Below are 15045 nucleotides of genomic sequence, written 5' to 3' on the forward strand. Positions count from 1 at the left end.
AATTCACTTAGACTAAAGCGGTCTAAGTGGATTTTTCTGTGTGTAAGCATAAATATAGAAAACTTATAGTTTGTACATGACAAAAACGATGAAATACAAAAGTTTTGTAAGATTAGTGTAAAAATAAGTGCTTATTTACGAGAATAATTGTTATAATATTTAAAATAGTTGCAATAATCAAAAATTAATGCGAGGGGGAATTAACATGAAATTTAAAAGCGTCTTTGAAATTATCGGACCGACGATGGTCGGACCTTCATCGTCTCATACTGCAGGGGCAGTTAGAATCGGAATGGTTGCACGTGAATTATTCGGGGATTTGCCAGACCGTGTCGATATTTATTTATATGGTTCGTTTATGGAAACCTATCAAGGTCATGGGACAGATGTTGCATTAGTTGGAGGCTTGCTTGGTTATGATACAGACGATGACCGTATCAAGACCAGTTTACAGACGGCAGAAGAATTAGGAATGACTGTTAACTTTATTTCTATGCATGAAGATAAACCGCATCCGAATACGACGGTATTAAGTATGTCGAAAGGTGATCAAACGTTATCTGTTGAGGGTGTTTCTATCGGTGGAGGCAAAATTGAAATTGTCGCTATTAATGGTTTTCCAATCAGTATCTCAGGTAACTATCCAACATTATTAGTCTTTCATCGAGATACCTTCGGAACTATCGGACGAGTCACGAATATTTTAGGAGAAGCCAGTATTAATGTCGGTTCTATGCAAGTTGCGCGTAAAGAAAAAGGAGATTCTGCATTGATGACTTGTGAATTAGATGAAAGACCGGATGAAGCTATCTTAGATCAAATTAGAATGGTTAATGATGTTACAGCGGTATCCTTAATGGAAGATTGGAAAGAGAGGGGGATATAAGATGTTTCAAACAGTAGAAGAATTAGTAAAGAGATGTGAAACTGAAGACAAAGCGATTCATGAAATTATGTTAGAGCAAGAAATGGATGTGACGGGTGCGACGGCTGAGGAAGTATATGCGGGGATGTCGCATCATTTTAAAACGATGGAAAATGCCTTAGAAGAAGGCTTAAACGGGGTGACTTCTACAACGGGTTTAACGGGTGGCGATGCAGTACTGATTAAAAGATATTTAGAAAGCGGACAAGCTTTATCGGGTCCGATTTTATTAGATGCGGTGAGTAAAGCAGTGGCGACCAATGAAGTGAACGCGGCAATGGGGAAAATTTGTGCGACACCGACTGCGGGTTCTGCAGGGGTTGTGCCGGGTGTATTATTTGCGATTAAGCATCGCTTTAATCCTACGCAACGTGATATGTTGAACTTCTTGTTGACAGCAGGTGCATTCGGCTTTGTGGTTGCGAATAACGCATCCATTTCTGGTGCATCAGGCGGCTGTCAGGCAGAAGTCGGTTCTGCCGCTGCGATGGCTGCAGCCGCAACGGTTGAAATGGCTGGTGGTACGCCGCAGCAATCAGCTGAAGCTTTTGCAATTTGTATGAAGAATATGCTAGGTTTAGTATGTGACCCGGTAGCGGGATTAGTTGAAGTGCCTTGCGTAAAGAGAAATGCGGCAGGTGCTTCGAATGCGCTTGTGTCAGCGGATATGGCACTTGCGGGCGTGACGTCGCGTATTCCGACAGATGAAGTGATAGAAGCAATGTATCGTATCGGGCAGACGATGCCTTCTGCACTGCGTGAAACAGGACGTGGCGGCCTCGCTGGAACACCAACCGGCCAACGCTTAAAACAACAAATATTTGGTGATTAACATGTCTAAAGTAAACCTCATTGATCAGCCGTATACGTTAGACCAAATCAAAGGTTTAGGTCCAAAACGTATAGCGGTGTTAAATGAATTAAATATTTATAACGTAGAAGATTTAGTGCTTTATTTACCTGTACGCTATGAAGATAATAGTGTGGTAGATTTAAACGAAGCAGAAGATCAATCAACTGTGACAGTGGTCGGCGAAGTTTACACAACGCCCACTGTCGCTTTTTTTGGCAGAAACCGTTCTAAAGTTACTGTCCATTTAAAGGTCAACAATATAGCGGTAAAAGCTGTGTTTTTTAACCAACCGTATTTAAAAAAGAAAATCAACTTGCATGACCATGTGACAATTAAAGGTAAATGGAATCGTGCGAAACAAGAAATCAATGGCATGCGTCTCTTTACGACGAATCAGCCAGAGCAAGCACAAGATGGCGAACAATTAGAACCTGTCTATCGTATTAAAGAAGGCATTAAACAAAAGACGCTTCGAGATATCATTCGTAAAGTGTTAGATGATATTGAGATCAACGAATGGCTATCTGAAGATTTACGTCAAAAATATAAACTAGAGTCGTTAGCGTCAACGATTAGAACATTGCATTACGCAGATAATAAAACGGCGTTATTAAAAGCGCGCAGAACATACGCTTTTACTGAGTTGTTTTTATTTGAATTGCGGATGCAGTGGTTGAATCGTTTAGAAAAATCGAGTGATGAAGCGATTGAAATTGATTATGATTTAGCACAAGTCAAAGATTTTATTGACAGTTTACCGTTTGAATTAACGGATGCGCAAAAAACTGCAGTGAATGAAATTTTCAGAGATTTGAAAGCACCGCTTCGCATGCACCGCCTCCTCCAAGGTGACGTAGGTTCTGGTAAAACAGTCGTAGCCGCTTTATGTATGTATGCCTTAAAGACAGCAGGTTATCAATCTGCCTTAATGGTACCGACTGAAATCTTAGCGGAACAACATGCGGAAAGTTTAACGGAGCTATTTGGCGACCGCATGAATGTTGCGTTACTGACAGGTTCAGTTAAAGGTAAGAAGCGAAAACTCTTACTAGAGCAACTTGAAAACGGCACAATTGATTGTCTAATCGGTACACATGCCTTGATTCAAGATGATGTCTCTTTCCAAAATGTAGGACTAGTGATTACCGATGAACAACATCGCTTCGGTGTTAACCAACGTCAAGCATTACGTGAAAAGGGAGCCATGACGAATGTGCTCTTTATGACTGCGACACCGATTCCAAGAACGTTAGCCATTTCTGTTTTCGGTGAAATGGATGTGTCATCGATTAAACAATTGCCTAAAGGGCGTAAACCAATTAAAACGATGTGGGCAAAACATGAAGCCTATGAATCGGTCCTAAACCAAATGACAGCAGAGTTAAATAAAGGCAGACAAGCTTATGTGATCAGTCCGCTCATTGAGAGTTCGGAACACTTAGAAGATGTACAAAACGTCGTAGAGTTATATGAATCACTCGAACAACATTATGGTGTCGGTCGCGTCGGCTTACTGCACGGTAAAATGCCTGCAGATGAAAAAGATGATGTAATGCAGCGCTTTAACCAACATGACATTGATATTTTAGTTTCAACTACAGTGGTTGAAGTGGGTGTAAACGTACCGAATGCGACATTTATGATTATTTATGATGCTGATCGTTTCGGTTTATCTACACTCCATCAGTTAAGAGGTCGTGTCGGTCGTAGCGACCATCAAAGTTATTGTGTGCTGATTGCCTCTCCTAAAACAGAAACAGGGATTGAGCGTATGACTATTATGACGCAAACGACAGATGGATTTGAACTGAGTGAGCGTGACTTAGAAATGCGTGGACCTGGTGATTTCTTCGGGGTAAAACAAAGTGGTCTGCCTGATTTCTTAGTCGCAAACATAGTCGAAGATTATCGTATGTTAGAAGTCGCAAGAGATGAAGCGGCAGAACTTATTCAATCAGGTGTCTTCTTTACAGACCAATACGCGATTTTGCGCAACTTTGTAGAACAAAATCTCTTGCATACAAGTTTTGATTAAAAATGAACGCTTTAAATAATGACAAATCCTTTTGATTTAACAATACATGACACAACAGACTAATTTCGATACACTATACTTAATTAGGCTGTTGTGTTTTTTGTTGAGCAAATTTAAGAGAAAATGATATGATATGTAGGTAGTCTTAAGACTTGGTACTAATTAGGGGGTAAAGCGATGAAGTTGAAGAAACAAGAACGACGTGAAGCTATCAAACAACGACTGCAGGAAAACCCCTTTATGACTGATAATGAACTCAGTGATTTATTTTCTGTCAGTATCCAAACCATCAGATTAGATAGAACGTTTTTGAAGATTCCAGAATTACGTAAACGTATTAAAACCGTTGCTGAGCATAACTATAAGCATATTCGTGCAATAGAAGGAAATGAGATTATCGGAGATTTAATCCGGGTAGAACCAGATGTGACTGCAGAATCTTTGATTTATATTACGGAAGATTCAGTCTTTACACGTAATGACATTGCACGTGGACATATTCTTTTTGCGCAAGCGAATTCGTTATGCGTTGCTTTAATCCAAAAGAGTATGGTGCTGACGAGAGAAAGCCAAGTGACGTTTTTAAAACAAGTGAAACTGCATGATACAGTCCATGCCTTTGCGCAAGTGGTTGATTTCGGTTCGAAATATATTACTGTTGCGGTTTCGTCTTATGTGAAAGATAAATGTGTTTTTAAAGGTACATTTAAAATGTATTATTATAACGAGGAGTGATCACGAAATGGTGACATTAGCCATTGATATGATGGGCGGAGATGACGCACCGGGTATCGTGTTAGAAGCGGTAGAGCAAGCGTTGAATGACTTCCCAGATTTACATATAATTTTATTCGGAGATGAAGCACAGTGCACACTAAAACATGACCGTTTGGATTTCCGTCATACGACTGAAGAAATCGAAATGGAAGATGAGCCGGTTCGTGCCATTAAACGTAAAAAAGACAGTTCAATGGTCAGAGCTGCACAAGCAGTTAAAGACGGTGAAGCTTCTGGTTGTGTCTCAGCTGGTAATACCGGTGCTTTGATGTCAGCAGGTTTATTTATTGTCGGCCGTATTAAAGGTGTCGCACGTCCAGCATTAGTTGTAACTTTACCGACAGTTTCAGGTAAAGGTTTTGTGTTCTTAGATGTAGGTGCAAATGCGGATGCGAAACCGGAGCATTTATTACAGTATGCGCAACTCGGCAATATTTACGCTGAGAAAATCCGTGGAATCGGCACACCGAAAGTCGCATTATTAAACATCGGAACTGAAGCGAAAAAAGGTAACAGTTTAACGAAAGCGACGTATGATTTAATGAAAGCTGATCCATCATTCTATTTCTCAGGAAATGTTGAAGCGAAAACTTTAATGGAAGATGCGGCTGATGTCGTGGTCACTGATGGCTTTACAGGCAATATGGTCTTAAAGAATTTAGAAGGCACTGCGAAATCAATCGGTAAAATGTTAAAGTCTACATTAATGGCAAGCTTTAAAAATAAATTAGCTGCCTTAGTCTTGAAGAAAGACTTAAGCAACATGAGCAAAAAAATGGATTACGCTGAATATGGCGGTTCTGTATTACTTGGCTTAGATGGTATTGTGGTTAAAGCACATGGCAGTTCTAATGCGAGAGCTTTTTATTCTGCGATTCGCCAAGCGAAAATTGCAGGAGAACAACATATTGTTGAAGTAATGAAAGAGACGGTAGGTGAACAAAATGGGTAAAACAGCAATTATTTTTCCAGGACAAGGTGCACAAAAAGTAGGTATGGCGCAAGATTTGTATCAACAAGATACAAAAGCTACTGAAATTTTAGATGCTGCACAAGATGCGGCAGGCTTTGATTTATTAGAAACTATGTTTACAGATGAAGAAGGTAAACTAGGCGAAACTGAAAACACACAACCGGCATTGTTAACACATAGTATTGCGTTATTAAACGCATTAGGTGATGTTGATGCGGACTATACAATGGGACACAGCTTGGGTGAGTATTCAAGTTTAGTCGCAGCAAAAGTCTTAGCATTCGAAGATGCGGTTAAAATCGTCCGTAAAAGAGGCGAATTGATGGCACAAGCTTTCCCAAGCGGTGTCGGCAGCATGGCAGCGGTACTTGGTTTAGATTATGATGATGTCGCAAAAATCTGTGAAGATTTATCAGAAGAAGGTTCTATTATTGAACCGGCGAACATCAACTCACCAGGTCAAGTTGTAGTTTCAGGCCATAAAACAGCGATTGATCGTATTGTGAAAGAAGGTAAAAGCTTAGGTGCGAAACGTGTCTTACCATTAAAAGTGTCAGGACCTTTCCACTCATCTATGATGCAAGTCATTGAAAAAGACTTCGAAGATTACATCAATCAATTCGAATGGCACGATGCTGAAATTCCGGTTGTTCAAAACTACCATGCGCAAGCTGAAACTGACGCAGAAGTGATTAAACAAAACATGGTCAAACAATTGTATTCACCAGTTCAATTCATTCAATCAACTGAGTATTTAATTGAACAAGGTGTCGACCACTTTATTGAAATCGGACCAGGCAAAGTTTTATCGGGCTTAATCAAGAAAATCAACAGAGACGTTAAATTAACTTCGATTCAAACACTCGAAGATGTTAAAGGATGGAATGAACATGAGTAAAAGTGCATTAGTAACAGGAGCTTCAAGAGGTATTGGACGCAGTATTGCGTTACAGTTAGCTGAAGAAGGTTATAATGTCGCAGTCAACTATGCGGGCAATAAAGACAAAGCAGAAGCAGTTGTCGCAGAAATCAAGGATAAAGGCGTTGAATCCTTTGCGATTCAAGCAAATGTCGCAAATCCTGATGAAGTTAAAGACATGATTCAAGAAGTCGTAAAACAATTCGGTTCTTTAGACGTATTAGTCAACAACGCAGGTATTACACGTGATAACTTATTAATGCGTATGAAAGAACAAGAATGGGATGACGTGATCAACACAAACTTAAAAGGTGTGTTCAATTGTATTCAAAAAGCAACACGTCAAATGATGAAACAAAGAAGCGGTGCAATCATCAACTTATCTAGTGTGGTGGGCGCAGTCGGCAACCCTGGTCAAGCAAACTACGTTGCGACTAAAGCAGGGGTTATCGGTTTAACAAAAACTGCAGCACGTGAACTTGCGTCACGTAACATTACAGTTAACGCAGTAGCACCAGGCTTTATCGTTTCTGATATGACAGATGCGTTGAATGACGACCTTAAAGATCAAATGAAATCACAAATTCCATTAGGCCGTTTCGGCGAAGATACAGACATTGCGAACACAGTAGCTTTCTTAGCTTCTGACAAAGCAAAATACATTACTGGCCAAACTATCCATGTTAATGGCGGTATGTTTATGGAATAATAACCATTAATTCACGAGAAGTAGTGGGATTACACTATTTTGTGGGGTAATCCTACTTGTATTCTTGATGATAAAATGGGAAAATAATAGAGTCGTATAGGCTTTTTAAAGGAGGTGAATCGACGTGGAAAACTTCGATAAAGTTAAAGATATCATCGTTGACCGTTTAGGTGTAGATGCTGACAAAGTAACTGAAGATGCATCTTTCAAAGATGATTTAGGCGCTGACTCACTTGATATCGCAGAATTAGTTATGGAATTAGAAGACGAGTTCGGTACTGAAATTCCAGATGAAGAAGCTGAAAAAATCAATACAGTTGGTGACGCAGTAAACTTCATCAATAACCTTGAAAAATAATAACAATATTATCTGAGTCGTCTTAATCAGCGACTCAGATTTTTCTTTTGTTTTGCATTAAATTCACGTAAAATGAGACACATAAGCGCATACAGCGCGATGTTGTATTCTGTAAAATTAAAAGGAGGTCATCTTTTGACCAAGCATAAGAAAGACGCTATGCTGCAGGCTTTTAATCAAAAGTTTGCACAAAAAATGGAGATGTTACATCTCACGTATGACCATTTACCTCTATATCAACAAGCATTTTCACATTCCAGTTTTATCAACGATTTTAATATGGACCGACTTGCGCATAATGAGCGCTTAGAGTTCTTAGGAGATGCGGTATTAGAATTGACGGTTTCACGGTATTTATATGACAAATATCCAGGATTGCCTGAAGGGAATCTGACAAAATTGCGCGCGACCATCGTTTGTGAACCCTCACTTGTAATATTTGCGAATAAAATCAAATTAAATGAATTAATCCTACTTGGTAAAGGCGAAGAAAAAACAGGTGGACGTACACGTCCATCGCTCGTATCAGATGCCTTTGAAGCTTTTGTAGGCGCTTTATACTTAGACCAAGGATTAGATGTGGTATGGCAATTTGCGCAAGAAGTTATCTTCCCCTACGTTGAAGATGATGCGCTAATGGGTGTCATTGACTTTAAAACACAATTCCAAGAATATATTCATCGCTTGAATAAAGGCAGTGTCACATATCGTTTAATTCATGAAGAAGGTCCAGCACATCACCGTCTCTTTACCTCAGAAGTATTATTAGAAGGTGAAGCGGTGGCAGAAGGCCAAGGCAGAACGAAGAAAGAATCAGAACAAAAAGCCGCAGAGAAGGCTTATAAAGTGATGAATCAGAAACAATGAACAAGCTGTGTCAAACAGTGATAGGGAGATCGAGTGAAGTATGGTTTATTTAAAATCAATCAATGCAGTCGGATTCAAATCGTTTGCGCAGCAAACTGAAGTCCACTTTGACCAAGGTGTGACCGCAATTGTAGGTCCGAACGGCAGCGGTAAAAGTAACGTAACAGATGCCATCAAATGGGTCTTAGGTGAACAATCTGCGAAATCTTTACGCGGTTCGAAAATGGAAGATATTATCTTTTCCGGCGCAGAACATCGCAAAGCACAAAACTATGCGGAAGTTCGATTAAAATTAGATAATCATGCACATCAATTAAACGTTGAAGAAGACGAAATCATCGTTACACGCAGGCTGTACCGCAGCGGCGAGAGTGCGTATTATTTAAATAACGAACGTGCCCGTTTAAGAGATATCACAGATCTCTTTTTAGATTCAGGACTAGGTAAAGAAGCATTCAGTATTATCTCACAGGGTCGTGTAGATGAAATCTTGAATGCGAAACCTGCTGACAGACGTCAAATTATTGAAGAATCTGCAGGTGTATTAAAGTATAAAAAACGTAAAGCAGCATCTGTTCAAAAGTTAGATCAAACAGAAGAAAACTTAAATCGTGTTGAAGATATTTTGTATGATTTAGAAGGTCGTGTAGAACCTTTAAGAGAAGAAGCAGCGATTGCGAAAGAGTACCAACATTTATCTAAAGAAATGAAGAAAAGCGATGTATTGGTGACGGTTCATGATATTAATGAGTATAACGAAGCTATCAGTAAAGCAGATGAACGCTTAAATATCTTAAAGAGCCAACAAGCGCAAAAAGAAGCAGACCAAAATCGCTATTCTCGCACGCTAGCGAATTATAAAGCGGAATTAAATCAACAAAACGATGAAATTGAACGCTTGAATTATCAGTTAGTCCAAGCAACAGAAGCAGCAGAAAAATTATCAGGTCAGCTGAATGTATTAGAAGAACGTAAGCGTAACCAATCACAAACGAATGCGCGTTATGAAGAAGAACAAGAAGCATTGAAAGCACAGCATGCACAACTGATTGAAGATCAACAACAAGCTAAAGCAGATAAACAAACACTGACTGAAAAACAACAAAGTTTAGCTGCAGAAGTGAAAAAGCTTGAAGACCAATTATATGTATCAGATGCAGATCATGAAGAGCAACTTGAAGAGATTAAAAATAGTTATTATGATTTAATGTCTGAACAATCAGAGGTTAATAACGATATTCGCTTCCTCCAACGCACTATTGAAGAAAACGAAGCCAAACAAAATCGTTTAGATAGTCGTTTATTAGATGCGTTCAACCAATTAAAATCAATTCAGTCTGAAATTAATCAAATCACAGCACAACAAAAAGAAAAACAACAACAATTAGCTTCCTTAGAGCAACAACAAAAAGACAATGAAGCACAACTGACTGAAACGAAAAATAAACAAAACGAATACGAAGAAAAGTTATACCAAGCGTACCGTTATACAGATAAATTGAAAGCTAAAATAGAAAGTTTAACCAGTCGTGAAGAAGACTATACGTATTTCTTCAATGGTGTAAAACATGTCTTGAAAGCGAAAAACAATCCATTGAACGGTATCCATGGCGCAGTAGCAGAAGTGATTGATGTACCCTCAGAATTAACTACAGCTATTGAAACAGCATTAGGTGCTTCTATGCAGCATATTATTGTGGATACTGAAAAAGATGGACGTCAAGCGATTGCTTATTTAAAACAAAATCGTTTAGGCAGAGCAACATTCCTACCGTTAAATGTCATTCAACCAAGACGTTTACAAGCAGATATTATGAACACTGCCCAACAAGCAACAGGTTTTGTCGGGGTGGCTGCGGATTTAATCGGTGTAGATAACACCTATAGTGCGATTATTTATAATTTGATCGGCAATACCATTATTGTTGATGATTTAAAACACGCAAATGAATTAGCACAAGCGATTCGTTATCGCACACGTATTGTGACACTAGAAGGCGATATCGTGAATCCAGGCGGCTCTATGACTGGTGGCGGTCAACGTCAGACGAAAAGCATTTTAGCACAACGTGATGAATTGACGCAGTTGCGTGAACAGTTGAAACAATTTGAACAGCAGACAACTCAATTTGAAAAAGAAGTTCAAGCAGTCAAAGATGAAGCGAATCAATTGAGTGAAACATATTTAAAAATCAGTCAACAATATAACGAAGCTAAACAAGCGGTGCATAATATCGAACTAGAATTAGACCGTTTGAAGAAAAGTGAAGCACATATTAAGAGTGAACATGAAGAGTTTGAATTTGAGAAAAATGATGGCTATCAAAGTGAAAAGAGCCGTGAAACTTTAGAAGCGAAACAACAACAAAAAGAACAACTCGCGAAAAAGTTAGCCGATTTAGAGCAACAAATCGAAAGTTTGACGCAATTATCTAAAGAAGGTAAAGAAAGTACTGCACAATTACAGCAACAATTGCATCAAAAGCAATCAGATTTAGCTGTGTTGAAAGAACGTAGTAAAACACAACGTCAACAACTTGAACGTATTGATAATCAAATCAAACAAAATCAACTTCAACAAGAAAAATTAGCAGAAGATATTGAGCTGTTTAATTCTGATGAAGTGACAGGACAAAAAGCTTTTGAAACGATTCAAAAAGATATTGAAATCAAACAACAAGAAAAAGCAGATTTAAATGAACGCTTAGACGTATTAAAAGGTAAACGTCAAGAAACGAACGCTTCAATAGAAGAATTTGATGACAAACTTCAAGAAACACATCGCGATATCCTATCAATTGAAAACAGCTATCAAGATATCAAAGCAGAGCAATCCAAATTGGATGTGTTGATTTCACATAGTATGGATCACTTAAATGATGATTATCATTTAACGTTTGAAGCAGCAAAAGACCTCTATGAACAAGATGAGCCGATTGACGCTTTAAGACAGAAAGTAAAATTGACTAAAATGTCGATTGAAGAATTAGGTCCAGTTAACCTTAATGCGATTGAACAGTTTGAAGAAGTGTATGAACGCTTTACTTTCTTAGATGAACAACGTACTGATTTAAGAGAAGCGAAAGCGACATTAGAACAAATCATTCGTGAAATGGACCAAGCGGTAATGGATCGATTCAAAACAACATTCCATGCGGTTCAAGGACATTTCTCAGAAGTGTTTAAATCGTTATTCGGCGGCGGCCAAGCTGAACTGAAATTAACAGATGATGACTATTTAACTGCAGGTGTTGAAATTATCGTACAACCACCAGGTAAGAAGTTGCAGCATTTGTCATTACTTAGTGGCGGAGAGCGTGCATTAAGTGCAATTGCTTTATTATTTGCGTTATTGAAAGTACGCTCAGCACCATTTGTTATACTAGATGAAGTAGAAGCGGCTTTAGATGAGGCGAATGTGATTCGTTATGCGAATTACTTAAGACAATTATCTGAGAAGACACAGTTTATTGTGATTACACACCGTAAAGGAACAATGGAAGCGGCTGATAGACTATATGGTATTACTATGCAAGAATCTGGTGTATCTAAACTGGTAAGTGTGAATTTAAATACGATAGATGAAGTGTTGAAGGAGGAAGAAAAATGAGCTTTTTTAAACGACTAAAAGATAAGTTTGCGGGCAAACCAACGGAAGAAGAAAAAGAGCTTCAAGACTTGGACCAAACGGAATCGTCAGAAGAAGACAAGAAACCAGCTGAAAAAGAAGAAAAATCAACGTTACCTGAAGCAAAACCTAAAGAAGAACCGAAAGATGATTTCGATTTTGATGACGGTTTAATTTCTATTGAAGAATTTGAAGAAATTGAATCTCAAAAATTAGGTGCGAAATTCAGACAAGGTTTAGAGAAATCACGTGAAAACTTCCAAGAGCAATTAAATAACTTGATTGCACGTTATCGTACTGTGGATGAAGATTTCTTCGAAGCCTTAGAAGAAATGTTGATTACTGCTGACGTAGGTTTCAACACAGTGATGGAATTAGTTGATGAACTACGTACAGAAGCACAACGACGTAACATTAAAGAAACAGAAGACTTAAAAGAAGTTATCGTTGAAAAAATTGTAGAAATTTATCAACAAGAAGACGATAATTCTGAAGTGATGAACTTAGAAGATGGCCGTTTGAATGTCATCTTAATGGTCGGTGTCAATGGTGTAGGTAAAACGACTACTATCGGTAAATTGGCACACCGTTATAAAGCAGAAGGCAAGAAAGTGATGCTTGCGGCAGGTGATACATTCAGAGCCGGTGCAATCAACCAATTAAAAGTATGGGGCGAACGTGTCGGAGTAGATGTTATCAGCCAAAGCGAAGGTTCAGACCCAGCAGCGGTGATGTATGATGCGATTAATGCGGCCAAACACCAAGGTGTCGATATTTTAATCTGTGACACTGCAGGACGTTTACAAAACAAAGCGAACTTGATGAATGAGTTAGAAAAAATGAAACGTGTCATCGGACGTGCGGTTCCAGATGCGCCACATGAAGTATTGCTTTGCCTTGATGCGACAACTGGACAAAACGCATTATCACAAGCACGTAACTTCAAAGATGTAACGAATGTCACAGGTATTGTATTAACAAAACTTGACGGTACTGCTAAAGGTGGTATTGTATTAGCCATCCGTAATGAACTGCATATTCCAGTTAAATATGTCGGTTTAGGTGAGCAATTAGATGACTTACAACCATTCGATCCTGAAAGCTATGTTTATGGCTTATTTGCGGACATGATTGAACAAACAGTTGAAGAACATCAAGAAGAAGCAGCAGAAACAACAGAAAACGACGGTGACACACCTGATGAGCAAAAATGATTTAGTTAAAACATTGCGCATGAATTACTTGTTTGATTTTTATCAATCTTTATTGACGAAAAAACAACGTAATTATTTGGAATTATTTTATCTTGAAGATTACTCTTTGAGCGAAATCGCAGATACTTTTGATGTGAGTCGCCAAGCAGTATATGATAACATAAGAAGAACTGGTGATTTAGTAGAAGATTATGAAGCGAAATTAGCGCTTTATTCAAAATTTGAACAACGTCGTGAAATTTATACTCAAATGAAAGCATCTATTGAAGATCCGGATGCCTTGAAACAATATATTGAGAAACTAGAAGAATTAGAATAAGGAGGTCACTTGGATGGCATTTGAAGGATTATCCGATCGTTTACAAGCGACCATGCAGAAGATCCGAGGAAAAGGGAAAGTGACTGAAGCGGATATTAAAGCAATGATGCGTGAAGTGCGTCTTGCATTGCTTGAAGCCGATGTTAACTTCAAAGTGGTAAAATCATTTATCAAAACTGTTTCTGAACGTGCTTTAGGTTCAGATGTCATGCAATCTTTAACACCTGGCCAACAGGTTATCAAAATCGTTAAAGATGAATTAACACAATTAATGGGCGGCGAAAATGCGACGGTTAATATGGCAAATAAACCGCCGACAGTTGTGATGATGGTTGGTCTGCAAGGTGCAGGTAAAACGACAACTGCAGGTAAATTAGCATTATTAATGCGTAAAAAATACAATAAGAAACCATTGTTGGTTGCAGCCGATATCTATCGTCCAGCAGCGATTGACCAACTTCAAACAGTCGGTAAACAATTAGACATTCCAGTCTATAGTGAAGGCGACCAAGTCCAACCGCAACAAATCGTTGACAATGCATTAAAACATGCTAAAGAAGAACATTTAGACTTTGTGATTATCGATACAGCAGGTCGTCTGCATATTGATGAAAAACTGATGAACGAATTAGCTGAAGTTAAAGAATTGTCTAAACCAAATGAAATTATGTTGGTTGTAGATGCGATGACTGGTCAAGATGCAGTCAACGTTGCGCAATCATTTGATGATCAATTAGGTGTAACAGGTGTTACTTTAACAAAACTTGATGGTGACACTCGAGGCGGTGCAGCTTTATCTATCCGTTCTGTTACGCAAAAACCGATTAAATTTATTGGTGTCAGTGAGAAACTTGACGGTTTAGAATTGTTCCACCCTGAACGTATGGCGTCACGTATCTTAGGTATGGGTGATGTGTTAAGTTTAATCGAGAAAGCTCAACAAGATGTAGATGAATCTAAAGCAAAAGATTTAGAGAAGAAAATGCGTACTGCTTCATTTACATTAGATGATTTCTTAGAACAATTAGACCAAGTTAAAAATCTTGGACCATTAGATGAAATCATGAAAATGATTCCGGGTATGGGCAAAATGAAAGGTATGGATAAGTTGAATATGAGCGATAAACAAATCGATCATATCAAAGCAATTATCCAATCTATGACTTTAGCTGAACGTGAAAGACCAGAAATCTTAAACGTATCTCGTAAGAAACGTATCGCAAAAGGATCAGGTCGTTCACTTCAAGAAGTTAACCGTTTGATGAAACAATTCAATGACATGAAGAAAATGATGAAACAATTTACTGGCGGAGGCAAAGGTAAAAAAGGCAAACGCAGTCAAATTGAAAATATGATGAAAGGCATGAACTTGCCGTTCTAATCGAAAAAGGTGTTGTGAGCAGCGACTTACAACACCTTTTACTGTGTATTAGAGATAAAAAATAAAATTTGTAAAGAGAAACCTCTT

13 protein-coding genes are annotated in these 15045 nt (G+C 38.4%); all 13 read left to right on the plus strand.

Annotated features, from left to right (window positions below):
* The first annotated feature begins 205 nt into the window (after positions 1 to 205).
* The gene (gene sdaAB / locus HMPREF3031_RS04805) at positions 206 to 886 is read left to right on the plus strand and encodes an L-serine ammonia-lyase, iron-sulfur-dependent subunit beta (RefSeq protein ID WP_002480660.1); all 681 of its coding nucleotides are present in this window, start codon (positions 206 to 208) and stop codon (positions 884 to 886) included.
* 1 nt (position 887) lies between these two features.
* Positions 888 to 1757, plus strand: a complete 870-nt coding sequence (gene sdaAA / locus HMPREF3031_RS04810; RefSeq protein ID WP_057511041.1) for an L-serine ammonia-lyase, iron-sulfur-dependent, subunit alpha — start codon at positions 888 to 890, stop codon at positions 1755 to 1757.
* Position 1758: 1 nt separating this feature from the next.
* Positions 1759 to 3813 carry an ATP-dependent DNA helicase RecG gene (recG, locus tag HMPREF3031_RS04815; protein WP_070724642.1) on the plus strand — a complete coding sequence of 685 codons (2055 nt, stop codon included), beginning with the start codon at positions 1759 to 1761 and terminating at the stop codon, positions 3811 to 3813.
* Positions 3814 to 3990: 177 nt separating this feature from the next.
* A complete protein-coding gene (fapR, locus tag HMPREF3031_RS04820) occupies positions 3991 to 4548 on the plus strand; it encodes a transcription factor FapR (RefSeq protein WP_002480663.1) in 558 nt (185 codons plus the stop codon).
* Positions 4549 to 4555: 7 nt separating this feature from the next.
* Complete coding sequence (gene plsX, locus HMPREF3031_RS04825) at positions 4556 to 5542, plus strand: phosphate acyltransferase PlsX (RefSeq protein ID WP_002480664.1); 987 nt, start codon at positions 4556 to 4558, stop codon at positions 5540 to 5542.
* Complete coding sequence (fabD, locus tag HMPREF3031_RS04830) at positions 5535 to 6461, plus strand: ACP S-malonyltransferase (protein ID WP_002480665.1); 927 nt, start codon at positions 5535 to 5537, stop codon at positions 6459 to 6461. Before plsX ends, fabD begins: the two co-directional genes overlap by 8 nt.
* The gene (fabG, locus tag HMPREF3031_RS04835) at positions 6454 to 7191 is read left to right on the plus strand and encodes a 3-oxoacyl-[acyl-carrier-protein] reductase (protein WP_002480666.1); all 738 of its coding nucleotides are present in this window, start codon (positions 6454 to 6456) and stop codon (positions 7189 to 7191) included. Before fabD ends, fabG begins: the two co-directional genes overlap by 8 nt.
* A gap of 124 nt (positions 7192 to 7315) precedes the next feature.
* Entirely contained in the window at positions 7316 to 7549 is a 234-nt protein-coding gene (locus tag HMPREF3031_RS04840) for an acyl carrier protein (protein WP_002480667.1), read from the plus strand.
* A 159-nt stretch (positions 7550 to 7708) separates the two neighbouring features.
* Positions 7709 to 8416 (plus strand): ribonuclease III, encoded by a 708-nt coding sequence (gene rnc, locus HMPREF3031_RS04845; protein WP_373879098.1) that lies wholly within the window; start codon positions 7709 to 7711, stop codon positions 8414 to 8416.
* Between the two features lie 40 nt (positions 8417 to 8456).
* Positions 8457 to 12026 carry a chromosome segregation protein SMC gene (gene smc, locus HMPREF3031_RS04850; RefSeq protein WP_002480669.1) on the plus strand — a complete coding sequence of 1190 codons (3570 nt, stop codon included), beginning with the start codon at positions 8457 to 8459 and terminating at the stop codon, positions 12024 to 12026.
* Positions 12023 to 13258, plus strand: coding sequence for a signal recognition particle-docking protein FtsY (ftsY, locus tag HMPREF3031_RS04855; RefSeq protein WP_002480670.1), 1236 nt, complete (start codon positions 12023 to 12025; stop codon positions 13256 to 13258). The genes smc and ftsY overlap by 4 nt, the downstream gene beginning before the upstream one ends.
* Positions 13245 to 13577 (plus strand): putative DNA-binding protein, encoded by a 333-nt coding sequence (locus tag HMPREF3031_RS04860; protein ID WP_002480671.1) that lies wholly within the window; start codon positions 13245 to 13247, stop codon positions 13575 to 13577. The genes ftsY and HMPREF3031_RS04860 overlap by 14 nt, the downstream gene beginning before the upstream one ends.
* Before the next feature lie 13 nt (positions 13578 to 13590).
* A complete protein-coding gene (ffh, locus tag HMPREF3031_RS04865; protein ID WP_002480672.1) occupies positions 13591 to 14958 on the plus strand; it encodes a signal recognition particle protein in 1368 nt (455 codons plus the stop codon).
* Positions 14959 to 15045 lie beyond the last annotated feature (87 nt).

This window comes from Staphylococcus sp. HMSC072B07, from assembly GCF_001815505.1.
In the GTDB taxonomy this organism is placed as follows: domain Bacteria; phylum Bacillota; class Bacilli; order Staphylococcales; family Staphylococcaceae; genus Staphylococcus; species Staphylococcus simulans.